We start from the raw sequence: 23,229 nt of genomic DNA, 5'->3' as shown, positions 1-23,229 counted from the left end.
TATTTGACCAGTTATTAAAAAACATATAATTATAAAAAAACCTCACAACGGAGGCTTTTTTCAATTTTTTGATTTTAAGAGCGATAATCTGCATTGATTTTGACATAGTCATATGACAAGTCACAGGTATAAACCGTATCTTTTGCAGTACCACGTCCTAAATCAACACGAATGGTCATTTCAGTTTGTGACATTACTCGTGCACCTGCCTCTTCGATATAGTCCGCAGCAGCGCCCCCATCTTTACAGATTTGTACATCATCTAACCAGACTTGGATTTTTTCGACATCTAAATCTTTCACCCCAGCATAACCAATTGCAGCAAGGATACGCCCCCAGTTTGGATCAGAGGCAAAAATTGCCGTTTTAACCAAAGGTGAATGCGCAATACTATAGGCAATGTCACAACACTCTTGTGTATCGTTTCCACCTTCAACAGCAACCGTAATAAATTTGGTTGCACCTTCACCATCACGAATAATTAACTGCGCTAAGCGTTTCATCACGCGACATAAAACATCTAACACCACCGCATAGCGTGGATCATTTATTGACTGGATTTCTGCGCCACCTGCACATCCTGTTGCCGCAAAGATACATGAATCATTGGTCGAAGTATCACCATCCACTGTAATACGGTTAAATGACTGATCAGCACTAATTTTTAACATTGTCTGAACCAATGGGCGAGCAATGGGTGCATCCGTTGCGACAAAGCTTAACATCGTTGCCATATTTGGACGAATCATGCCCGCACCTTTGGAAATACCCGTCATGGTATATGTGATGCCATCTAGCTCAAACTGTTCAGATGCACCTTTTGGCGTGGTGTCTGTGGTCATAATCCCTGTTGCAGCATCATGCCAAGCACTTTCACTTAGTGAATCTAAAGCAGGCTGTAAACCTTGGGTTAAACGCTCGATTGGAAGTTGCTCACCAATCACACCTGTTGAAAATGGTAAAACCTCAAACTCCTCAACCTGTGCCAATTCGGCTAATTTTAAGCAGGTGAATTGTGCGTTTTGCATACCTAACTTGCCTGTACCGGCATTGGCATTTCCTGTATTAATCACTAAATAACGCGGATTAGCTTGTTGTAAATGTAGTTTAGACACATGCACTGGTGCTGCGCAGAATGCATTTTGTGTAAATACACCCGCAACATTTGTTCCTTTAGAAAATTCAAAAATGACTAGATCACGTCGATTTGGATAACGTACATACGCCTCTGCAGAGCCAATTTTTACCCCTTGCACCACATGCATATGTGGCATAGTTACGTCACCTACAGCCATTTTTAAATGTCCAGAATCAAATTAAGAAAACAACAGCTTATTAGAAAATGCATCAAAAATCGAGTTTATTGCTCAGTGAATTGTTTTTTATCATGTTCAAGCGACTTTTAAACCAATTTTTCATTCTAAGATGTTGGCAATAAAACCTTTCATAGAATATAAATATTCAAAATCATATAAAAATAAACCAGCATTTTCTAAATACTGGTTTGATTTGTTTTATCGTGACAAAAATTATTGCTGTGCAGTCGTTGTTGGCTGCACTTGCGCTTGAGCAACTGTTTGTTCATTTGGTAAAAGTGCTTGTTTTACTTTTTCTTGGCTTGAAGCAGACAGTGCTGGATTTGAAGCAACTACACGATTAATGGTTGCAGGAGTTACTGCTGCAATCGCTGCTGTTTTTAAAATAATTGGACGACCACCTGTATTCCCCAAAGTATAACGAATGCCTGTACGTGGGCTAATCACTGTAGTTGAGTCATTTTTTACTTCTGCTTGTGCTTTCACTGTGCCTGCCGCAGCTTGTAAGTTTGCAACCGTCGTGGTTTGGGTTTGTGGTTGCGTATCTGCAAAAGCAAGCACGGGCATTGCTAAAACTGCAACAAATAAGGGTTTGAATAGTTTTTTCATTATCATTCCTAAATCTTTCAAACGGGTCGAGAAAGTAAATACCATTTAATCACACTGGGCGCAATCAATATTCACGCATTGTAATAACTTGTAAAAAAAGCAGAACCAAAGTCCTGCTTTTTTAAAGTATCAGCGGTAAATTACAATTTACCATGACATTGTTTGTATTTTAAACCTGAACCACATGGACAAGGAGCATTACGGCTTTCAGGCGGCGTAAAGCTTGCTTGTGGTTTGTCTAAATTCAACTGCTCATCTTCTGTTTGATAGTTAGCACTGACTTCACCTGTCAAACCATCTACATCATCATGCGCAAAGTTCAAACGCATTGCTTCTGCTTGCGCTTGTTGCTGCGCTTCCATTTCCGCTAACTCTTCTGGCGTTGGGATATGTACACGAGAAAGATCAGTCACTACATCCGACTTGATCACACCCAACATATTTACAAACAAGTTAAATGCTTCTTTTTTATATTCTTGCTCAGGATTCTTTTGTGCATAGCCACGTAAATGAATCCCTTGGCGTAAATAGTCCATCGCAGCCAAATGGTCTTTCCAATGACGGTCTAGTGAACCTAACAAGAAATGACGTTCTAAGGTTGCAGCTGACTCTTCACCCATACTTTCACGACGTCGGCGATAGCGCTCTACAACTTCATCACTGATGCGTTCCACTAATGCTTCTTCATCTAAACGACGATCTTCTTCAAGCCATTGTGATACAGGCAGTTCGATCCCAAAGTCGACACGTAAAGCATTTTCCAAACCTTCAATATCCCATTGGTCATGGATCGACTCAGGCGGAATATAAGTTTCGATTAAGCCTTTCATGACTTCGTGATGCATTTCCTCAATATAATCTTGAAGCGTTGCTTCTTCTAAGATTTCATCACGTTGTGAGTAAATAATTTTACGTTGTTCATTATTTACATCGTCGTATTTCAATAAGTTTTTACGAATATCGAAGTTACGTGCTTCGACTTTACGTTGTGCATTTTCGATTGAACGTGACACCATTTTATGCTCAATGGCTTCATTTTCCTGCAAGCCCATCGCACGCATCATTGCCACAACACGGTCACCTGCGAATATACGCATCAAATCGTCTTCAAGTGATAAGAAGAAGCGTGACACACCAGGGTCACCTTGACGACCTGAACGACCACGTAATTGGTTATCAATACGGCGTGATTCATGGCGCTCTGAACCAATGATATGTAAACCACCAGAACTTAACACCATTTCATTGTTCTTTTCCCATTCACTACGAAGGCGTGCTTCATCTTCAGGCGTTGGGTTTTCGATTTTGGCAAGCAAGGCTTTCCAGTTACCACCCAGCAAAATATCTGTACCACGACCTGCCATGTTGGTAGCAATCGTGACTGCATTTGGCGCACCAGCTTGGGCAATAATATCCGCTTCACGCTCATGTTGTTTTGCGTTTAAAACTTCATGGTGAATGCCTGCTTCTTTGAGTTTATCCGATAAAATTTCTGAAGCTTCAATGGTTGCTGTACCAATCAAAATAGGCGCAACACCAGCGGCATGGATTTTTTGAATTTCTTCAATAATCGCATTGTATTTACCATTACGATTTAAGTAGATTAAATCGTTTAAATCTTTACGCACCATTGGGCGATGGGTTGGAATCAACACAACATCCAAACCGTAAATTTCTTTCATTTCTGCAGCTTCGGTATCTGCCGTACCTGTCATCCCCGAAAGTTTTTTGTATAAACGGAAATAGTTCTGGAATGTCGTCGTTGCTAAGGTTTGGTTTTCAGGTTGGATTTCTAAACCTTCTTTGGCTTCGACTGCTTGATGTAAACCTTCTGACCAACGGCGACCTGGCATGGTACGCCCAGTGTTTTCATCGACAATGATTACTTCGCCTTCATTGACAATGTAGTGCACATTACGTTGATAGAGGAAATGCGCACGAATCGCTGCTGAAACATGATGTACAAGGTTTAAGTTACCCGCTGAGTACAAACTTTCGCCTTCAGCCAACAAGCCCATTTGAATGAGTTCTTGCTCTACTGTTTCATAACCTACTTCGGTCATTTCAACAGAACGCTGTTTTTCGTCAATCCAGAAATGCCCACCGTCAGGAACTTTTTCTTCTTTCTGAGGAGTGAGTTTTGGTGGAATATTATTCATCAACTGATAAAGCTGTGATGAATCTTCACTTTGACCCGAAATAATCAATGGTGTACGTGCTTCATCAATTAGGATCGAGTCGACCTCATCGATAATGGCATAGGTCAGTCCACGTTGTTTTTTCTCGGACATCGAGAAAACCATGTTGTCACGTAGATAATCAAAGCCAAATTCGTTATTGGTACCGTAAGTAATGTCTGCACGATAAGCTTCAGCCTTTTCCATAGGCGCTTGCATGGAGTAAATCACCCCAACAGTTAAGCCTAAGAATTCGTACAACGGACGGTTTAACTCCGCATCACGTTGTGCCAAGTAATCGTTCACAGTAATAACGTGTACGCCTTGTTCACTAATAGCATTCAGATAGACAGCCAAAGTACCCATCAGGGTTTTACCTTCACCAGTACGCATCTCTGCGATTTTACCTTCATGTAAGGTAATACCCCCGATGAGCTGCACATCATAATGACGCATCCCCATCACTCGCTTACCTGCTTCACGGCAGACAGCGAATGCTTCTGGCATCAACTGATCTAGGCTTTCACCTTTTTTGTATCTTTGTTTAAATTCTTCGGTTTTTACAGATAAGTCAGCATCACTTAAAGCAGATATTGTCGGCTCAAGCGCATTGATCTTATCGACAATTTTACGCATGCGTTTCAGTTCACGCTCGTTTTTAGTACCGAAGATTCCTCCGATCAGGCTTGCCAACATGTATAGACTCTCTAAAACTTGCTTATCAAAATAAATTTTTCTCAGACGTTATTATGGTGTTAGAAATTTCAAGTACAAGGTTTTTACACAAAACCAATTAAAAAAATCTGCACACCGATTTTTGCGTGTATGAGTTTAGGCGACCTAATGTAGCAAATTTGCACGATAGACCGATAGATTATTCGACAGAAATCTGCAAATTTTATGCATCATTCAGTCTTTTTATGAAAAATAATCATAAAGAAATACAAAAACACTATTTTTAATTATAAGAAATTTAGGTGATAGTGTTTTTGACGAGCAAATACACAACTTTTTAGCATTTTAAATTTTGAGGTAAAAATAATGACGATTCGTTTAGGTAATGTTGCACCAGATTTTGAACAAGACTCAAGTGAAGGTAAAATTCATTTTTATGAGTTTTTAGGTGATGATTGGGGGATTTTATTTTCACATCCTGCAGATTACACGCCTGTATGTACGACTGAGCTAGGTTATACAGCAAAACTTAAAGATGAATTTGCAAAACGTGGCGTCAAAGCAATTGCCCTGTCTGTTGATGACGTAGAGTCACATCAAGGCTGGATTCAAGACATTAATGAAACTCAAGACACAACCGTAAATTTTCCAATCATTGCGGATAAAGATCGTAAAGTATCTGCGTTATACGGATTTATTCATCCCAATGCTATCGAAACTTTAACAGTGCGTTCTTTGGTAATCATTGATCCAAATAAAAAAGTCCGTTTAATCATTACTTATCCTGCATCGACTGGGCGTAATTTTAATGAGATTTTACGCGTGATTGATTCCTTACAACTGACAGACAACTACAAAGTGGCAACGCCTGCCAACTGGCAAGAAGGTGAGGATGTAGTGATCGTGCCATCCATCAAGGATGAGGCTGAGCTAAAAGAACGCTTCCCAAAAGGTTATACGGCGGTTAAACCATATCTGCGTTTAACGCCACAACCCAATAAAGATTAATATTTAGTACATAAAATTAAAATATTCATTTTCTCCATCAACTCCAATATTACAATTGGAGTTCTTTTTTTAATTTAATATCAAAAAATCAGATATGAAATGCGAGGATTATACTGCTGATTTTTTAAGCATTGGTTCTTATTTAAAAATAAGGTATAAATATTTTAGAAAATTTAAAAACAGAACAAGATGATCTATAACATTCACCATTTACACTGCGGTAGCATGTGTCCCATGTGCGCACCTTTGTTTGGGCAAAAGGGTTTAAAAGCCAATTTGGTCTGTCATTGTTTACTGATTGAAACAGATCGAGGTTTAGTCTTGATCGATACAGGTTTAGGCTTACAAGACTACTTACGCCCACAGCAACGCTTAGGTAAGCTCATGACAAAAATGAGTGCAATTGTGTCTGATCCATATTTGTCAGCGTTTCATCAAATTCAAAAACTTGGTTTTAAACCGAGCGATGTTCAACATATTTTGGTGAGTCATTTAGATTTTGATCATGCAGGTGGTATTAGTGATTTTCCCCATGCAACTGTGCATATTTTGTCGAATGAGTTTAATGCAGCGCAAACATTTTCTAGCAAAAATAAATTACGTTATCGTCCACAACAGTTTAAAAATCATACCTATTGGCATTTTTTAGAACATGAAGCGGGTGAACCTTGGTTTAATTTTCAGCGTGTGCAAAGCTTTAATATTTTTAAAGATGAAATTCTGATGATTCCTTTGCTTGGTCATACTGCAGGACATTGTGGCATTGCCATTCGCCAAAAAGATCAATGGCTGTTGTTTTGCGGTGATGCTTATTACTCTCATCTTGAACTTGATCCAAAGTATAAGTCTTTGGGGTTAAATTTGATTGAGCGTTTATTTGCATTTAATAATCAACAACGTCTACACAGTTTAAAAGCCATCCAAACTTTAGCCCAAAATCAAACGCACATTGACATTATTTGTGCGCATGATCCTTTTGAATTACAGCGTTATTCTTCTTTATGAAATTACATTTTTTAGCAATTTTACTCAGCTCTAGCCTAATGACAGGCTGCATTACTTCATCAACGCTGCCACAAGAACAACGACCACAACAGTGGGGAGATTTAATCCAAGAGTCTTCTAATTTTTATCAAATGAGTGATACTATGTTCCGTAGCGAACAACCTACTGCTCAACTCATTCCCTTGCTGAAAAAGCATCAAATTGATGTGGTAATTAATTTACGCAGTCGAGATAAAGATCGCACAACACTTGCAGGGCAAGCTTTGAATTTGGTGCATATTCCCATCAATACATGGGCAATTGATGAACATGATTTATTAAAAGTGATGCAAAGTATCCAAAAAGCACAACGGAAAAATCAAAAAGTTTTATTACATTGTTATCATGGCTCTGATCGTACGGGTGCAAGTATTGCCATGTATCGAATTGTTTTTGAAAATTGGTCAACCGAAGATGCCTTAAAAGAAATGAAGCATGGCGGCTATGGTTTTCACCCGATTTGGGTCAATATCGAGAAAAATTTTACAGCGGAGAAAATAAAATGGATTCGTGAGCAACTCACAAATCCATCTTTCATAGCAGAATCACAATAGAACTTAACGCTTATCTAAAGGTACCCAATCAATCACCCACGCAGACTTCATTCCTAAGCTTGCATCTGAGTTGATCTTCTTACGTGTTGCATCCGCAGTTTCACGATCTTTAGCTGGTCCAACCATGATGCGAATGCCTTTTGAGGTTGGGCTCTTGGTGACTTTATACCCTTTAGCACGCAGTTTTGCAGCCACTGCATCCGCATTGGCTTCATTTGCCGCCAGTGCCACCTGTACCATCCATTGTTTATCGCCATTTTCCAAGAGATCACGCGCTTTGTCTGCTTCCGCTTTTTTCTTTGCTTCGTCAGCCTTACGTTTTTTCTCATCGGCAACTTTCTTTTCTTCAGCTTTACGTTGTTCTTCAAGCTTACGTTTCTTGTCTTCGGCTGCTTTCTTATCCGCTTCAGCTTTTTTATCCGCCTCGGCTTTTTTCTGGGCTTCTTCAGCTTGACGTTTTTTCTCGTCAGCCGCTTTCTTTGCTGCATCTACAGTAGCTTGGCGCTTCTGCTCAGCGAGCTTTTTTTCAGCCTCCGCCTTTTGTTGTGCTTGTTTTTGCTGTTGTTGCTTTTTATCAGTTTCAGCTTTTAACTGTGCTTTGGTTTTATCGTCTACATTTAATTCAGGTGGAATATTATCTGAGCTTTCTTGTGCAGCCTTACGACGGGCATTGGCAGCAGCATATTCCTCAGCAGCTTTACGTGCTGCCTCAGCTTCCGCTTGTTGTTGCATGCGTAAGAACTCGGCTGCTTTGGCTTCTTGTTCAGCCACTGCTTTTTCACGTGCTCGGCGCTGCTCTTCAAGCAAACGTTTTTCTGTTGCCACATCTACCGTCATCGGTTGTAGTTGTACCGATTCTTCGACAGGGGTAGCTTTACCTTGTTGCGAAGCTGTTGCAGCAGATGATGGTGGTGTCACCTGATTTTGATGAATTTCTTCTTTACCTTTTAGAAGTAATGCCGCTAATAAAACACCACCACCTAATAAAACAACGCCACCCATCCAGCGTTGTTTGTTATTCATTGACATTCTTCTAAATACTCCCAGACCGCTTCTAAGGTATGGAATGAACCGCATACCAAAATCAGTTGATTATTTTTTGTTTCTTCAAGCGCTGATAAAAAAGCAGCTTGTACATTTTCAAACTGTTCAACTGTTTCATTCTGCAAAGCCGATCTTAATTGATCCATCGATGCTGCACGAGCTACAGTCAATGGCGCAATTTTCCACTTTAATACAGTGTTTTTCAATAAGGCAATTACAGATTCAATATCTTTATCAGCCAACATTGAAAAAACAGTAACAACTTCTGTGTACTGTTTATTGTATTCTAAGAATTTTCGCAATTGCTTTAACAAAAATTCAACACCATGTGGGTTATGCCCTGCATCGAAAATTACTGTTTTGCCACGTATTTGTTGTATTTCAAAACGACCTTGTAACCGTGCATTTAAAATGCCTTGTGTCATTGCATCTTGCGTAACGTTCAACCCACTAAGTAAAATCGCAGCTATTGCTGTTGAAATATTTTCAAGTGCAAGCTGACCGAATGGAAATTTTAGTGTTAAACCAGCGCTTGCAAAATTCCATGATTGCCCATCTTTAGCATCCTCATAGAAATAATCTTGATTCACCACGTATAATTTAGCCTGACAATCGTGTGCTTTTTTTTGAATGGCTTGCGGTAAGGGTTGTAATCCAGCGAAAATCACAGGAATATTTGGACGAATAATGCCTGCTTTTTCAAACGCAATTTTTTCAATGCTATCGCCCAACCAATCAGTATGGTCGAGTCCGATATTCGTAATCACAGCAATATCAGGGTCAACAACATTCACGACATCCAAACGACCGCCGAGTCCCACTTCAAGCACCCAGACATCACATTGCATGTTTTTAAAAATGACAAAAGCAGCCAAAGTGGTTGCTTCAAAAAAAGATAAGCTCAGCTCACACTCACGGCGTGCTTGATCTACCAAGACAAAAGCATCAATCAAAGTTTGATCATCAACTTCTTTGCCTGCCAGTTTCACACGCTCATTAAAACGATAAATATGGGGGGACTGGTACAAACCGACATTAAAACCTTGTGCATTTAAAATCGCAGCCAATGTGGTCGTGGTTGAGCCTTTACCATTGGTTCCTGCAACGGTAAAAACTTTGGCTTGAGGTTTCGTCACGCCTAAAGCTTCAGCCACAGGAATGACCCGTTCCAAACCTAAATCAATCCCTGTAACGTGAACATGGCTCCAATAATCGAGCCATGTTTGTAAACTATCAGTATTTAATGGAGCAATGTTATTCAAGGCAGATTCATCAGTTTCGCTACGATACGATATACAGTATCACGTAATGCATGACGATGAACAATTTGATCGACTACACCATGATCAAGCAAGAATTCTGCACGTTGGAACGGTTCTTCTAACTTTTCACGCACAGTTTGTTCGATCACACGTTTACCCGCAAAACCGATCATCGCTTTAGGCTCTGCAATATGTACATCACCAAGCATTGCCAATGAAGCAGTTACGCCACCGTAAACTGGATGAGTAAGCACCACGATATAAGGCAGATGCGCTTCTTTCATTTTTTGAATTGCTGCTGAGGTACGTGCCATTTGCATCAAAGACAACATGCCTTCTTGCATACGTGCACCACCCGATGCCGCAAAACAGATCAAAGGCTGTTTCAAAGCAATTGCTTTTTCCGCAGCTTGCACAAAACGGTCACCAACTACTGTTCCCATTGAGCCGCCCATGAAGTCAAACTCAAATGCACATGCCACCATTGGAATGTTTTTAAGTTGCCCTTGCATCACCACAAGTGCTTCTGACTCACCTGTTTTATCTTGTGCTTCTTTCATACGCACAGGATAGGCTCTGCTATCAACAAAGTGTAATGGATCTTTGGCTTCAAACTCTTGACCAAGTTCAGCAGTGACATGATCAAAAAACCAGTTTAAACGATCACGTGCTTTCATTTTCAAATGTTCGTCACATGATGGACAAACATAGGCATTGAACGACATCGCTGTACGAGTCACTAAAGCATGACACTCAGGGCACTCAATGGTTGGTTCAGTAAATGTTGCTTTGAGTGTTTGCTGTTGATCAGGCATATGAATGCCTGGAATCGAACGTTCAGTCCACGGTGTTGCTGGGCTGAGAATTTTCCCTGATTTCACTTCTTGATTCATACTAACTCATCGAGCGCAGCTCGAAGCTCCTTGACTTTATTCACTGCTTGTTCAGCAGCGTGTTCTGGTGCTAAGTTCGCAAATGGTTTTACAAATGCACTTCCAACAATGACAGCATCGGCAACACGACCAACAGCTTGTGCAGAAGCAGCATCACTGATCCCAAAACCGACACCCACTGGAATATCAGTCATGCTTTTGATCTTTTCGATACGACTTGCCACTTCTGTGGTATCGAGCGTTGCAGCACCAGTCACCCCTTTGAGTGATACGTAGTAAATAAAGCCACTGGCTTGTTTCACTACACGCTGAATACGTTCGTCGGTGGTTGTGGGTGCAAGCAAGAAAATCTGATCCATGCTGTATTTTTGTAATACCGCATCAAAATCTGCTGCTTCTTCTGGTGGTAAATCCACTAAAAGCACACCATCCACCCCACAGTCATTCGCATAAGCCACAAATTTTTCATAGCCAATCACTTCAACAGGATTTAAATAGCCCATTAAAACGACTGGTGTTGTAGTATCTTTTTGACGAAATTCTTTGACCATATTCAAAGCATCAAGGGTATTTGTTCCCGCAGCTAAAGCACGTTCTGCTGCAAGTGCAATTACTGGTCCATCTGCCATTGGATCGGAAAATGGTAATCCAAGTTCCACAACATCTACGCCCGCTTCAACCATTTGATGCAACAATGGCACTGTTACCTGTGGTTGTGGGTCACCCGCCATAACATAAGAAACCAAAGCTTTACGCTGTTGAGATTTAAGCTGTGCAAATCGAGTGGCTAAACGTGACATAGGGCTGACTTTCCTTGGATTATTTAAACTTGAGGAATTGATGTAAAAATACAAGACACTGCATTGTACCGCTATTTTTTATCCAATAGATAGAGCGATACAACCGCATAATACTATCTTATATCCCTACAAAATTTATATATCCACCCAAGTGCTACATTTAGCTATACTTTGATTTTATGGACAATGATCAAAGCTTACTAATTTTGGCTTTTTTAAAAATCATGAAAAATCAGAAAAATATAAATTAAATTCTAAAATCTGATAAAAAAACGTTATTTAGTGATTACATTTTAATTTTTGGGATATTGCAAAAGCTGTTTATACTATAGCGGCTTATCTTTTTATTTTTTGTGTTATGACCACTCTCCCCACCGAAGCAGTGCAAGCTCGGGCGCTTGCACTTGTGCCGCTTATTGTCTTTTTAACCATTTTTTTAGGCAGTGGTATTTACCACTCAATGATTGGCACTGAATTTGCTTTTTATCAAATCAAAGCACCTGTGGCAGCCTTACCCGCCATTATACTGGCTGTCCTACTCTATCGAGGCAAACTCAATGCTGCAATCGATACCTTCTTAAAAGGTGCAAGTCATCCAAATCTCATTTTGATGTTTATGGTGTTTATGCTTGCAGGCGCATTTGCCAGCGTTTCAAGTAGCATCGGTAGTGTTGATGCGACCGTACAGTTTGGTTTATCCATTATTGCACCTGAATTTGTCTTGCCGATGCTGTTTGTCATTTCGGCATTTATTGCCACTGCAATGGGCACGTCCATGGGAACCATTGCTGCCTGTGCACCGATTGCCTTTGGCTTTTCTCAGGCAACGGATATTCAACCTGTGTATGCCATTGGTGCAGTGGTGAGTGGGGCGATGTTTGGCGATAATTTGTCGATGATTTCAGATACTACTATTGCCGCAACGCGCAGTTTAAATGTTGAACTCAAAGATAAATTTCGGGTGAATGTCTGGATTGCGCTGCCTGCAGCACTGATCACGATTATTATTTATATTTTAAATACGCAAGCCTCTCAACACATTAGCTATAAAGATTATGACATTTGGTTAATGTTGCCGTATTTAGCTGTATTCTTTTTGGCATTTACCCGTTTACATGTGCTTGCCGTTCTCTGCATCGGCATCGTGCTGTCAGGGGCTATAGGTTTACTCGAACACCCCTCTTTTGACATTTTAAAACTTAATAATGCCATTTATGATGGCTTTGTTGGCATGTTTGAAGTGGCATTACTGTCCATGTTGTTAGGTGGCTTGTCTGCCATTATGCAAAAAGAAGGTGGGCTAGACTGGCTGATTCAACGTATTTATGCAGTAACACGTTCGTTTAAAGTGGGTACACAACGTGCAGGCGAAATTGGGATCAGCTTTTTGGTAATTTTCTCTAACTTTTTTGTGGCGAATAATACCGTTGCGATTATTTTGTCGGGCGATATGGCACGTGAAGTTGCCAAAGAATATGGCATTGACCCGAAACGTGCTGCGGCACTGATGGATATTTTTTCTTGTGTGGTACAAGGAATTATTCCTTATGGTGCTCAGCTTTTATTGGCATGTTCGATTGCAAAAATGTCACCGATCGAGTTGATTGGGTCGATTTATTATTGTTGGATTTTGGCAATATTTGCTATCTTGGCGATCATTTTTAGATTTCCAAAGTTAAAAACTGGCTAAGGGAATAAAACCTCTTTATTGGAAGTAAAGAGGTTTTTTTAACAGCTTACTTAGCATATTTTTTCTATTCATCATTCTCGCTATAATTTTTAAATAGCGTGATATCTTGCTTATTTTATTGATTTTATAGCGCTTACTCTTTTAACTGTTGTTTCTTTTGCAACAAAGTTTGCCCACTAAAGGCTTTATAAGCACGTGCCAAAGCGGACTGATCGCTATAGCCAAGTTGTAAGGCTATATCTGTCAAATCCTTATCTTGCATCAATAGCGTTTCACAACGCTGCATACGCTCCTCTTCCAAAATTTGCTTAAACGATGTGTCATATTGCTTTAACTGACGCTGCAATGTTCGTCCAGAAACAAAGAGTTCTTGAGCAATATCTTCAATTTTTGGGGCTTGTTGTTCTAGCTTTAAATACTCAGCCACAATAAATCGAATTTGTTGCACAACTGTTGTGTGTTGCGATGTGTGTGCAAGCTTTTCTTCCGCCTGCTTGACTAAAAGCTGAATCAAGTTTGGATCAGCTTGTTCATGTTTCATTTGTAAAGCGTCTATAGAAATGATGATTTCATACATTGGCTGTTCAAACTTTATAATACATTGATAAAACTGCTGATATAAATATAAAGGCATGGTTGGCGCATTGACAAAACTCATTTGAATTAAGGGGAAGTGCTGCGAGCCAACGAATTGCTTTGCTAAAAAAATCATTGCAGCAAAAGTCACTTCATGTAGAAAAATATATTTATCTGCGCCCAAGGGACAAAAAAGACGAATCGTGTTATCGATGATTTCATAACGCATATACGTCACGTTTAATCCAGCAACCACCAATGGACTAAACCGCACAACGTATTCTAATGCCTGTGCCAAACTTTCACTTCGAGATGCCATATAGCCTAAAAGCCCAAAGTTTGCAGGTGTAATACATTTCGCTAGTGCAAAAGCAAGATCTGGACAGTCGATACGAAGATGGATTGCAGTAACAACCTCCATAAAAAAATCATAACTGCTTTGTTGGTCAATCGCTGCACCTAACGTTTTTTCTAATTCTACGCGTTGTTCGTCATTCAAAGCTAACTCAGCTAGATCAACATGTTGTTCCTTTAAAAAAACTTTTAAGAGTTGAAAATAGCCATTTGATATTTTTAATTGATGTTCCATGGCAAACTCATTTTGAAAATAAAAATTGTCACTTGTCGTAAAATGTATAAAAAATGGCAACAACTGTCAAAACAATTTGTTTTATTCATTGCATACTGAAAACATAACTGGCTATTGACGAAATAAAATAATGAACAGTTTAGTCAAATTTCAAGTGACACCTGTTGTATGTCCAAATTTAGAGTTTAAATTACATGACTTCCACCCTAGTCAACATCCAATTATTCGCCAATATCAAACTTGGCTCGATGTGTTACAACAAACCCCAGATCCTATCGCAGCAGGCAATGCTTTTTGGCAAGCAGCCTATCCAAATGAATAGAAAATTTTATAGGTGAATTCAATGAATGCTTATGTAAAACATCAAGTTGATCCTGTTGTTCGTACCAAACTGAACTTTAAGCTTGATGAAGTTCCACGTTTTTGGTTTGGTGGCGATCCCTTTAAAACACGCATGTTCGATGCACTCAGCCTGACTTTCCCTGATGGTGAGCGTTACTTTATTGAGTGTGTCCGTTTGTTTCGTGACAAAATTACTGATCCTGACTTGCAGCGACGTGTTGCAGATTTTATTCGCCAAGAAGCGCAACATGGCATTGCACATGACAAAATGAATGAAGAAATGCGTAAACAAGGCATGCCTGTTGACCAATTCATCAACTTTTTAATGCGTTTGTTTAAATCAGAACTGAAAAATCGTTCACCACAATACAACATTGCCATGACCGCAGCAGCAGAACATCTCACAGCATTGATGGCAGAAACCTTTTATAGCAAAAAAGAAACATTGGCTGACGCACATCCTTATGTACGTGCTTTATTTGCTTGGCATTCGATTGAAGAAATGGAACATCGTGATGTCGCCTTTGATGTGATGCAACAAGTCGGTGAAGTACCTGAGTATCTAAGAAAGTTTACCCTTGCACTGACCACAGTCGCTATGTTTGGTTTTACTTCATACCGCGCCAACATCATGCTCAGTCATGATGGTTTTAGCCGTCTTGAACGTTTGAAATTGGCTTATCGCGGCTTGCCTTGGTTCTTCGGTCGACGAGGCGTCATGAGTCGAATGAAACGTCAATATTTAGACTGGTACAAGCCAGACTTTCATCCAAGCCAACATCCGATTATTCGCCAATACCAAGTTTGGGTAGATACTTTAGCCGAAACCAATGATCCAATTGCTGCTGGAGAAGCTTTTTGGCAAGCAGCTGAATAATAGTCCTTATTTTAAACAGAAGGAAATAAAGTGTTTCCTATTTTGCGAGAAAAATAATCATGAATGCATATATCAAGCACCAAGTTGATCCTGTTGTACGTAGTAATTTAGACTTTAAAATTGATGAGATTCCACGTTTTTGGTTTGGTGGAGACCCATTTAAGACACGCATGTTTGATGCTTTAAGTTTAACTTTTCCAATTGGTGAACGTTACTTCATTCAAAGTGTGCGTGCCTTACGTAATAAAATTAGTGATCCTGAATTAGCACAAAAAGTCACGGACTTTATTAAACAAGAAGCACAACACGGCATTGCCCATGACAAAATGAATGAGGAAATGAAAAAGCAAGGCATGCCTGTCGATCAGTTTATTGCTTTTTTGGATCAACATTTACAATACGTACTCAAGCATCGTTCAAAGCAATATAATATTGCGATGACCGCAGCAGCCGAGCACTTAACTGCACTGATGGCTGAAACTTTTTATAGTAAAAAAGAAACTCTCGCAGATGTTCACCCGTATGCACGTGCCTTATTTGCGTGGCACGCAATTGAAGAAATGGAACATCGTGATGTGGCTTATGATGTCATGCAACACGTGGGTGAAGTGTCTGAAACCCTACGTAAATTCGCCTTAGCTTTTATTACTTTGCAAATGTTTGGATTTACTTTTTATCGTGCCAACGTCATGTTGAAATATGATGGTTTTTCAGCATTTCAGCGTGCCAAAATGGCAGCGCAAGGTTTACCTTGGTTTTTTGGAAAAAAAGGGAAACTTTCCATGATGCAAAAACCTTATATGGACTGGTATAAAAAAGATTTCCATCCAAGTCAGCATCCTATTATTCGTCAATACCAAACTTGGGTTGACACACTCGCCAAAACCAATGATCCGATTGCTGCAGGTGAGGCATTTTGGCAAGCAGCGTTGTAGTGTGGTGAATCAAACTATTAAAAAAACAGCACTGACGGCAGTGCTGTTTTAAAACTTGTTTTAATTCAATTCTGACTAAATGTGTCACCTTTTACCTTTAAATTGGCATGACAAGACAACGGATATTTTCTACTTTTTTGCGATAATTGCCTGAGCCAAAAAGTTTTTTGACAATGTGAAGTAAAATAAAATGAATGCATTAGTCCAATATCAAGTCGACCCGATTGTTCGCACGCACCTCGATTTTAAACTCGATGAAATTCCACGTTTTTGGTTTGGCGATGACCGTTTTCGTACCCGTGTTTTTGATGCCTTGAGTTTGACTTTTCCTGATGGTGAACGTTATTTCATTCAATGTGTACGTTTATTTAAAGATCAAATTCAAGATTCCGACCTAAAGCAACGTGTTGCTAACTTTATCATGCAAGAAGCACAGCATGGTATTGCACATAACAATATGAATAAAATTTTGATCAATCAAGGCATGCCTGTTCAAAAATTTATTGGTCATGTTAATCGTCGTTTTGGACATGCGCTGAAACGTTATCCAAAGCAAGTAAATATCGCCATTACTGCAGCCTGTGAGCATTTAACAGCACTCATGGCAGATGCTTTTTTTACTGAAAAATCAACCATGGCAGAAGCACATCCTTATATCCGTGCTTTATTTGCTTGGCATTCGATTGAAGAAATGGAACATCGTGATGTCGCCTTTGATGTGATGAGTAAAATTGGCAATACACCGAATGCCGTGCGTTATACGGCATTGATCTTGGTTACTGCAATGATGTTTGGTTTTACCATGCAACGTACCAACGGTTTACTCAAATGCGATGGTTTTAGTCGTCGAGAACGCTTAAGCATGATGGCAAAAGGTTTACCGTGGTTTATTGGTCGTCAAGGTATTTTATCGAAAATGAAGCATGAGTACTTAGACTGGTACAGACCAGACTTTCATCCAAGCCAACATAAAATTATTCAACAATATCAAACTTTCGTTGATACCTTGAATGAAACAGGTGACCCAATCGCAGCAGGCGATGCATTTTGGAATGCTGCCCTATAAGTATAAGTTTCTAAATCTCGCTCACAGCATTACCATTTTGCGTAATGCTGTTCGAGTAAGCCATATTCTTGATTTAACGTGACTAACTCTCCCGATTCAGCTTGTACTGTACCACTGATTTTAGATTGCCACTGACTAAACTGACTACCGATTAAGCGTAAATTCAGGTTTTCATAACGACGCCAGCCCGTTTCTACAGTTAAATTTAATTTTTGATCAAGTGAATGAATTGACCATGTAGTATCAGTTAATTTTTCAAACAATACATCACTGATTGGGTATAAAATACCATTTATCCAGAGACAGTTTTCGTTACCAAAACTTTCATTTACACCAGAAGCTAGATTTAATCCTATACGGTTGTCCTGCTCATCCCAAAAATTACAAGACAACCAAAACCATGCTGTTTCAGGACGTAAAAATCCACAAGTATCATCTAAAGAAGCGAAACTTTTTTCATTAAAATGTATAGTTTCATTTTTCTTATTAACGAAAAAGCCTTCGACACCTAAAGTTGTCAATTTCTGAGTATAAGTCCAGCCATTAATCCCTGTCGGACTGCATAAACTTAATGGGTTTGTTGCTGCACAGAAAATACGAGCTTTCAGTTTTTCATCACCATGTTTGGTAATGCTGATATAGCGCACGCCATTGGCATGTTGCATTTCGATTTGAAAAGGTGATTTGTTAAAACGGCTTTGATTATAGAGAGGTTGCTCATCTACAAAAGTATGATGGGCTAAAATATTATTTGAATTCCACTCCAACACATCTCCACTTTCATGATCATAGATATAAATAAAAGCATGCCCAACCCAACCAATATCAACAATGGCAAAACCAATACTATAATGTTCATGCTGAATACCACAAAATTTAAATTTCTTATATTTTAAACTCTTACGCCAACCTTTTAAGGTTTTACCATAGGGCGTTTTATAGATATAACGATCTGTACTGATAGCACTGGGTAATGTCGTAAAGCGTCCATAACGAGGTAATCCATTCGTTTGTATTAAATCCATTTTTAACCCAATCCTTCGTTTAAAAAATCTTTAGACTTTAGTCTACACATCCGATTATTGCTTATTTTAAAGTGAATAGACAATCCTTTTGACTTAGATCTCGCATCAAATAACTGATAAATGGTTTAAATAAAAAGATTTTTTGATATAACCATAGCTCACCCTTTTCAACTATAAAGCTAGATATTTTTTGTATTTAAAATAGGCGCAGCAGATAGGCAAATAAAAAGTAATCTTCTATTGGGTAAAAGATTACTTTATAAATTAAAACATTTAAGGAAGTCACATATTTTTATGCAAATCTCTAAACAAAGTTAGCACGACATTTACCAACGTCCTTCACCTAACTCTTGACCAATATAGTCATAACGCATTTGTGAGCGAGAGAATTTAATTGGACATGCCAACTGCTGTTCTTTTTGCTCAGCGTCAGCTTTTAAAGGAACATCTACCACCCAATTTCTTTGTTGTGCCAATGGTGAACTCAAAGCTTCCTCAAGACTCAATACAGGCTCTACACAAAAATCCAACTCCCCAAAGATTTCATTCCACTCTGCCCAAGTTTTACTGAGAATTTTTTCTTGAATTGCATGTTTCACCGCTTGACGATCTTCAGCATCAAACGATGCGCCTTTTTGTAAGACTATAGGCAAATCTAAAGTTGCAGCCAAACCACTCATAAACTGCGGCTCTAAACTTCCTACTGAAATATAACGTCCATCTTGGGTACGATAATAATCATAGAATGTTCCACCATTAAGTTGCTCATTTTCAGCTTTTTGATGCTGTCCACCCGCCAAACTTGCCGCTGCCGCCATATTATTCATACTGACCACACAATCGGTCATAGAAATATCAATATATTGCCCTAAACCACTTTGATGACGTTCAGTCACCGCAGCTAAAATACCAATAACAGCATGCAGCGAACCACCCGCAACATCTGCAATTTGAATCCCCATCGGTGGTGGGCCACTGTCCTGACGACCACTATGCCCAGCGATACCTGACAAAGATACATAGTTAATGTCATGCCCTGCTTTATCTTTATAAGCGCCTGTTTGCCCATAACCTGTGATGGAACAATAAATCAGTTTTGGGTTAATTTCAGCAAGGGTTTGATAGTCCAAGCCGAGACGTTGCATGACGCCAGGACGAAACTGTTCAACGACAATGTCAAATTCAGAAATTTTCTGTTTAATCAGTTCAATATTTTGAGGGTCTTTTAAATCAAGTGCCACAGATTGTTTATTACGGTTTAAATAGCTATGTGAGGTTGCCTGTCCATTGGCATAAGGAGGAAACAAACGTACTAAATCAGGACGTGTTGGAGATTCAACATGAATCACTTCTGCCCCCATGTCTGCTAAGTACATCGTTGCAAATGGTCCAGGTAATAATGTTGAAAAATCGAGTACTTTCAATCCATTTAGTGCACTTGTCATAATGATATTTACCATTCTTATGTTGATTTTTAGTCCATATTAGAAATATAAAACTAACATAACAATGTCATGTTCAGCCATTTACCTTGATCATTTCGGCAATTTAAGATGTAAAAAGGTGATTCGCATTGTTGTAAATCGCCAATCCAACATTTTTTAGAGTGTATTAGGTCAATCGCTAGTGAACATCAAAGAGTCAGAAGGATTTAACATGAGTCGTGATACGATCAGTATCCATTTCGTGAATGCAGCCCTTACAGGTGTCAAACGCCTAGGCATGGATGTCGAAACTTTGCTTTCGCATGTCGGGATTGAGGCAGAACTATTGCGCCAACCCAAAGCGAGGATTTCACCTGAGCAATACACACGTTTTGTGAAAATGTTGTGGATGGTCACCCAAGACGAGCATGTCGGTTTTGACATTCAGCCAAGACGTTTGGGATCTTTTGCCATCATGTGTCAGTTGATTATCCATGCCAAGACATTAGGGGATGCTTTAGAGCTTTCTTCCCAATTTTATAAACTATTTGGTGATGAATGGTCGGTTGCTGTTGAACGTGATAAGCATGAAGCACGCTTAGTGCCTCTCATTCCCAAAACAATGGATCCTGATCACTTCATTACTGAAAGTATGTTAATGATTTGGCATGGTTTAGCATCATGGCTGATTGAGCGTCGTATTCCGCTAGAGCGTGTGCATTTTGGTTATCCACGTCCAAATCATGCAGATGAGTATGACGCACTCTTCTTTGCACCTGTGATGCAGTTTGATATGCCACGCACTGAAATTACCTTTGCAGCAGATTATTTAGACCTACCCATTCGCCAGAATGAAGCGAGTTTGGAAGAGTTTTTAAAAGCAGCGCCTGCACAGCTTTTGGTAAAATTCAAAAATACCAACTCTTTAACTTCGCGTATTCGCGATGTGCTGAAAAGTCAAATTGGTGAGGAAATGCCAACATTAAATGACGTTGCCTCGATGTTGTATTTATCACCACAAACATTGCGCCGTCGTTTGGCTGCTGAAGGTAAAAGTTATCAGGGTGTAAAAGATGCCTTACGTCGTGATGCCGCAATTCACTTGCTTCTAAACCCAGATCTCACACTTGAAGATGTTGCCCAACAAGTCGGTTTTAGTGAAACCTCAACTTTCCATCGTGCATTTAAAAAATGGACAGGTGTAACGCCTGGTTTGTATCGTCAGTTACATGGTTATCACTGATTTTTATTTCCTGCTTTACCTCCGCCCAAGTTCGACTTGGGCTTTTTTTATTTCAAATATTTAATAGCGATTTAAAAATAAAACTGATTTTAAAGGTATCTAATATGATCTATTCGATTCGACCTGCATTAGTTTCGGATATCTCACTTCTGATTCAAATCGAACAATCTGCCAATCAAGCCTTTGCCCAGATTCCAAAGTTAAAATGGCTTGCTAAAAGCTCCGTCATGTCAAGTGATGAGCATTTACAACTCATTCAAAAGCATTATGCTTTTGTCGCTGTGAACGTACATGATCAAGCGCTAGGGTTTTTATATGCTGAACAGCAAGGCAATGATCTTTATATTATTGAACTTGATGTTGCTGCTGAATATCAACAACAAGGCATTGGTCGTCAGCTCATGACATATATGATTGATTTTGCCAAACAGCAAGGTTTTCAAGCAGTGACATTGGCCACATTTACAGATGTGGCTTGGAATCGTCCATTTTATGAAAAATTAGGCTTTAAACGATTCAATCCGCAAAATTTAAAACCTTATTTAAAACAAAAAATAGACCATGAAGTTACACAAGGTTTTGAACGTGAAAGTCGTTGTGCAATGCAATTCACTTTACCCTCCCATAAAAACATTTTTGAAAATCGTTAAAATATTGTATTGAAACTGGGTGATTTGCTATTTATACCGCATATTATTTCAAATAAGTCACATAAGATTTTGATTTATTTTATAAATAAAAAAATAAATTTGTGCATGAATTGACAAAAAATATCATTAAACTGCTTCGTTCTCGTCATTGCACTTCACCTTTTATAAAGTACACTCAAAGTCACATAACAATTTTAGAAGTCATAAGAAGGAATAGCTATGAGCGAGGCTTATATCATTGATGCCATTCGCACACCACGCGGAAAAGGAAAGAAAGATGGTTCACTGTATAGTGTGAAACCGATTACTTTACTCACGACATTACTCAATGAATTAAAAGATCGTCATCACTTAGATACCTCTAAAGTAGACGACATCGTGTTGGGCTGTGTAACACCGATTGCAGACCAAGGTGGGGATATTGCCAAAACTGCTGCGATTGCCGCAGGTTGGGACAATGATGTCGCTGGTGTGCAAATCAACCGTTTCTGTGCATCTGGTCTTGAAGCTGTAAACTTAGCAGCTCAAAAAGTTCGTTCGGGTTGGGAAGATATCGTTGTTGCAGGTGGTGTAGAGTCAATGTCACGTATTCCAATGGGTTCAGATGGCGGACCGTGGGCACTTGATCCTGAAACCAATTTAAAATCTAAATTTGTTCCGCAAGGGATTGGCGCAGACTTGATTGCCACTTTAGATGGTTATAGTCGTTCTGATGTTGATGAGTTTGCGGCAAATTCACAGCGTAAAGCTGCAGCTGCACAAGCTGCTGGGCATTTTGATAAGTCGATTGTAGCAATCAAAGATCAAGCTGGTGTGACCATTTTAGATAAAGATGAGTTTATTAAACCAACCACCACAGCTGAAGGGTTAGCAAAACTCAATCCAAGTTTTGAAATGATGGGGAGTATGGGCTTTGATGCGGTAGCATTACAGCAATATCCAGAAGCACAAAAAATCAATCACGTACATCACGCAGGTAACTCATCAGGGATCGTGGATGGTGCTGCGGTGGTTTTAATTGCCTCTGAAAAAGCAGTCAAAGAACAAGGTTTAAAACCGCGTGCCAAAGTGTTAGCTACAGCACTTGTAGGAACAGACCCAACAATCATGTTGACAGGTCCTGCGCCTGCTGCACGTAAAGCCTTGGCGAAAGCAGGCTTAAGCATTGATGATATTGACTTATTTGAAGTGAATGAAGCATTTGCGTCAGTCGTTATGCGTTTTATGAAAGAACTCAAAGTGCCAAGCGATAAAGTCAATGTGAATGGTGGTGCAATTGCCATGGGGCATCCATTGGGCGCTACAGGTGCGATGATTTTGGGGACATTGCTGGATGAACTTGAACGTCAAGGCAAAAAACGTGGTTTAGCGACATTATGTGTGGGTGGTGGCATGGGTATTGCAACCATTATTGAGTTGGTATAAGGAGA

The 23,229-nt window shown here is 39.5% G+C and carries 21 protein-coding genes; 11 read left to right on the top strand and 10 right to left on the bottom strand.

Going from position 1 to position 23,229, the window contains the following annotated elements; translation table 11 throughout:
* Positions 1–74: 74 nt before the first annotated feature.
* The 3 genes from argJ to secA form a co-directional block, all read right to left on the bottom strand.
* Positions 75–1,295, bottom strand: coding sequence for a bifunctional glutamate N-acetyltransferase/amino-acid acetyltransferase ArgJ (gene argJ / locus DJ533_RS05865; protein ID WP_065994362.1), 1,221 nt, complete (start codon positions 1,293–1,295; stop codon positions 75–77).
* 234 nt (positions 1,296–1,529) lie between these two features.
* Positions 1,530–1,925 (bottom strand): hypothetical protein, encoded by a 396-nt coding sequence (locus tag DJ533_RS05860; RefSeq protein ID WP_065994361.1) that lies wholly within the window; start codon positions 1,923–1,925, stop codon positions 1,530–1,532.
* A gap of 140 nt (positions 1,926–2,065) precedes the next feature.
* Positions 2,066–4,798, bottom strand: coding sequence for a preprotein translocase subunit SecA (gene secA / locus DJ533_RS05855; RefSeq protein WP_065994360.1), 2,733 nt, complete (start codon positions 4,796–4,798; stop codon positions 2,066–2,068).
* Between the two features lie 345 nt (positions 4,799–5,143).
* Between secA and DJ533_RS05850 the strand changes: the two genes are divergently transcribed.
* The 3 genes from DJ533_RS05850 (at position 5,144) to DJ533_RS05840 (ending at position 7,383) form a co-directional block, all read left to right on the top strand.
* Positions 5,144–5,785, top strand: coding sequence for a peroxiredoxin (locus tag DJ533_RS05850; RefSeq protein ID WP_065994359.1), 642 nt, complete (start codon positions 5,144–5,146; stop codon positions 5,783–5,785).
* A gap of 189 nt (positions 5,786–5,974) precedes the next feature.
* Positions 5,975–6,790, top strand: coding sequence for an MBL fold metallo-hydrolase (locus DJ533_RS05845; protein ID WP_065994358.1), 816 nt, complete (start codon positions 5,975–5,977; stop codon positions 6,788–6,790).
* Complete coding sequence (locus DJ533_RS05840) at positions 6,787–7,383, top strand: dual specificity protein phosphatase family protein (RefSeq protein WP_065994357.1); 597 nt, start codon at positions 6,787–6,789, stop codon at positions 7,381–7,383. Before DJ533_RS05845 ends, DJ533_RS05840 begins: the two co-directional genes overlap by 4 nt.
* A 3-nt stretch (positions 7,384–7,386) precedes the next feature.
* Here the strand turns inward: DJ533_RS05840 and DJ533_RS05835 are convergent, their stop codons facing one another.
* From DJ533_RS05835 to trpA, 4 genes are read right to left on the bottom strand one after another with little or no spacing between them, the layout of a single operon-like run.
* Entirely contained in the window at positions 7,387–8,412 is a 1,026-nt protein-coding gene (locus DJ533_RS05835) for an SPOR domain-containing protein (RefSeq protein WP_065994356.1), read from the bottom strand.
* Entirely contained in the window at positions 8,403–9,689 is a 1,287-nt protein-coding gene (gene folC / locus DJ533_RS05830) for a bifunctional tetrahydrofolate synthase/dihydrofolate synthase (RefSeq protein ID WP_065994355.1), read from the bottom strand. The genes DJ533_RS05835 and folC overlap by 10 nt, the downstream gene beginning before the upstream one ends.
* Positions 9,686–10,582, bottom strand: coding sequence for an acetyl-CoA carboxylase, carboxyltransferase subunit beta (accD, locus tag DJ533_RS05825; protein WP_065994354.1), 897 nt, complete (start codon positions 10,580–10,582; stop codon positions 9,686–9,688). Before accD ends, folC begins: the two co-directional genes overlap by 4 nt.
* Positions 10,579–11,382 carry a tryptophan synthase subunit alpha gene (trpA, locus tag DJ533_RS05820; protein ID WP_065994353.1) on the bottom strand — a complete coding sequence of 268 codons (804 nt, stop codon included), beginning with the start codon at positions 11,380–11,382 and terminating at the stop codon, positions 10,579–10,581. Before trpA ends, accD begins: the two co-directional genes overlap by 4 nt.
* A gap of 358 nt (positions 11,383–11,740) precedes the next feature.
* Between trpA and DJ533_RS05815 the strand changes: the two genes are divergently transcribed.
* Entirely contained in the window at positions 11,741–13,072 is a 1,332-nt protein-coding gene (locus DJ533_RS05815; protein ID WP_065994352.1) for a Na+/H+ antiporter NhaC family protein, read from the top strand.
* 133 nt (positions 13,073–13,205) lie between these two features.
* Here the strand turns inward: DJ533_RS05815 and DJ533_RS05810 are convergent, their stop codons facing one another.
* Positions 13,206–14,237: a helix-turn-helix transcriptional regulator gene (locus DJ533_RS05810; protein WP_065994351.1), complete on the bottom strand. Its 1,032-nt coding sequence runs from the start codon at positions 14,235–14,237 to the stop codon at positions 13,206–13,208.
* A 130-nt stretch (positions 14,238–14,367) separates the two neighbouring features.
* Between DJ533_RS05810 and DJ533_RS05805 the strand changes: the two genes are divergently transcribed.
* The 4 genes from DJ533_RS05805 (at position 14,368) to DJ533_RS05790 (ending at position 17,457) form a co-directional block, all read left to right on the top strand.
* Positions 14,368–14,559: a hypothetical protein gene (locus tag DJ533_RS05805; protein WP_065994350.1), complete on the top strand. Its 192-nt coding sequence runs from the start codon at positions 14,368–14,370 to the stop codon at positions 14,557–14,559.
* 21 nt (positions 14,560–14,580) lie between these two features.
* Positions 14,581–15,456 carry a metal-dependent hydrolase gene (locus DJ533_RS05800; protein ID WP_065994349.1) on the top strand — a complete coding sequence of 292 codons (876 nt, stop codon included), beginning with the start codon at positions 14,581–14,583 and terminating at the stop codon, positions 15,454–15,456.
* Positions 15,457–15,515: 59 nt separating this feature from the next.
* Positions 15,516–16,391: a metal-dependent hydrolase gene (locus tag DJ533_RS05795; RefSeq protein ID WP_065994348.1), complete on the top strand. Its 876-nt coding sequence runs from the start codon at positions 15,516–15,518 to the stop codon at positions 16,389–16,391.
* Positions 16,392–16,581: 190 nt separating this feature from the next.
* Positions 16,582–17,457, top strand: coding sequence for a metal-dependent hydrolase (locus tag DJ533_RS05790; protein WP_065994347.1), 876 nt, complete (start codon positions 16,582–16,584; stop codon positions 17,455–17,457).
* 29 nt (positions 17,458–17,486) lie between these two features.
* Here DJ533_RS05790 and DJ533_RS05785 read toward each other — a convergent pair whose 3' ends face one another.
* Positions 17,487–18,482, bottom strand: coding sequence for a DUF2804 domain-containing protein (locus DJ533_RS05785; RefSeq protein ID WP_065994346.1), 996 nt, complete (start codon positions 18,480–18,482; stop codon positions 17,487–17,489).
* A gap of 326 nt (positions 18,483–18,808) precedes the next feature.
* The gene (locus DJ533_RS05780; protein WP_065994345.1) at positions 18,809–19,927 is read right to left on the bottom strand and encodes a CaiB/BaiF CoA transferase family protein; all 1,119 of its coding nucleotides are present in this window, start codon (positions 19,925–19,927) and stop codon (positions 18,809–18,811) included.
* Between the two features lie 211 nt (positions 19,928–20,138).
* Between DJ533_RS05780 and DJ533_RS05775 the strand changes: the two genes are divergently transcribed.
* The 3 genes from DJ533_RS05775 (at position 20,139) to DJ533_RS05765 (ending at position 23,224) form a co-directional block, all read left to right on the top strand.
* On the top strand, positions 20,139–21,149 hold the full coding sequence (locus tag DJ533_RS05775; protein ID WP_065994344.1) for an AraC family transcriptional regulator: 1,011 nt from the start codon (positions 20,139–20,141) through the stop codon (positions 21,147–21,149).
* Between the two features lie 104 nt (positions 21,150–21,253).
* A complete protein-coding gene (locus tag DJ533_RS05770; protein ID WP_065994343.1) occupies positions 21,254–21,799 on the top strand; it encodes a GNAT family N-acetyltransferase in 546 nt (181 codons plus the stop codon).
* Positions 21,800–22,018: 219 nt separating this feature from the next.
* A complete protein-coding gene (locus DJ533_RS05765; RefSeq protein WP_065994342.1) occupies positions 22,019–23,224 on the top strand; it encodes an acetyl-CoA C-acetyltransferase in 1,206 nt (401 codons plus the stop codon).
* Positions 23,225–23,229 lie beyond the last annotated feature (5 nt).

Origin of the sequence: Acinetobacter defluvii (genome assembly GCF_001704615.3) — a bacterium.
Lineage (GTDB): Bacteria > Pseudomonadota > Gammaproteobacteria > Pseudomonadales > Moraxellaceae > Acinetobacter > Acinetobacter defluvii.
This window is presented reverse-complemented; position numbering and strand designations above follow the sequence as displayed.

Bases quoted from the DNA above. Each gene is read 5' to 3' on its own strand.
- argJ (WP_065994362.1), bottom strand. From the start codon at position 1,295: ATGGCTGTAGGTGACGTAACTATGCCACATATGCATGTGGTGCAAGGG.
- DJ533_RS05860 (WP_065994361.1), bottom strand. From the start codon at position 1,925: ATGAAAAAACTATTCAAACCCTTATTTGTTGCAGTTTTAGCAATGCCC.
- secA (WP_065994360.1), bottom strand. From the start codon at position 4,798: ATGTTGGCAAGCCTGATCGGAGGAATCTTCGGTACTAAAAACGAGCGT.
- DJ533_RS05850 (WP_065994359.1), top strand. From the start codon at position 5,144: ATGACGATTCGTTTAGGTAATGTTGCACCAGATTTTGAACAAGACTCA.
- DJ533_RS05845 (WP_065994358.1), top strand. From the start codon at position 5,975: ATGATCTATAACATTCACCATTTACACTGCGGTAGCATGTGTCCCATG.
- DJ533_RS05840 (WP_065994357.1), top strand. From the start codon at position 6,787: ATGAAATTACATTTTTTAGCAATTTTACTCAGCTCTAGCCTAATGACA.
- DJ533_RS05835 (WP_065994356.1), bottom strand. From the start codon at position 8,412: ATGTCAATGAATAACAAACAACGCTGGATGGGTGGCGTTGTTTTATTA.
- accD (WP_065994354.1), bottom strand. From the start codon at position 10,582: ATGAATCAAGAAGTGAAATCAGGGAAAATTCTCAGCCCAGCAACACCG.
- trpA (WP_065994353.1), bottom strand. From the start codon at position 11,382: ATGTCACGTTTAGCCACTCGATTTGCACAGCTTAAATCTCAACAGCGT.
- DJ533_RS05815 (WP_065994352.1), top strand. From the start codon at position 11,741: ATGACCACTCTCCCCACCGAAGCAGTGCAAGCTCGGGCGCTTGCACTT.
- DJ533_RS05810 (WP_065994351.1), bottom strand. From the start codon at position 14,237: ATGGAACATCAATTAAAAATATCAAATGGCTATTTTCAACTCTTAAAA.
- DJ533_RS05805 (WP_065994350.1), top strand. From the start codon at position 14,368: ATGAACAGTTTAGTCAAATTTCAAGTGACACCTGTTGTATGTCCAAAT.
- DJ533_RS05800 (WP_065994349.1), top strand. From the start codon at position 14,581: ATGAATGCTTATGTAAAACATCAAGTTGATCCTGTTGTTCGTACCAAA.
- DJ533_RS05795 (WP_065994348.1), top strand. From the start codon at position 15,516: ATGAATGCATATATCAAGCACCAAGTTGATCCTGTTGTACGTAGTAAT.
- DJ533_RS05790 (WP_065994347.1), top strand. From the start codon at position 16,582: ATGAATGCATTAGTCCAATATCAAGTCGACCCGATTGTTCGCACGCAC.
- DJ533_RS05785 (WP_065994346.1), bottom strand. From the start codon at position 18,482: ATGGATTTAATACAAACGAATGGATTACCTCGTTATGGACGCTTTACG.
- DJ533_RS05780 (WP_065994345.1), bottom strand. From the start codon at position 19,927: ATGACAAGTGCACTAAATGGATTGAAAGTACTCGATTTTTCAACATTA.
- DJ533_RS05775 (WP_065994344.1), top strand. From the start codon at position 20,139: ATGAGTCGTGATACGATCAGTATCCATTTCGTGAATGCAGCCCTTACA.
- DJ533_RS05770 (WP_065994343.1), top strand. From the start codon at position 21,254: ATGATCTATTCGATTCGACCTGCATTAGTTTCGGATATCTCACTTCTG.
- DJ533_RS05765 (WP_065994342.1), top strand. From the start codon at position 22,019: ATGAGCGAGGCTTATATCATTGATGCCATTCGCACACCACGCGGAAAA.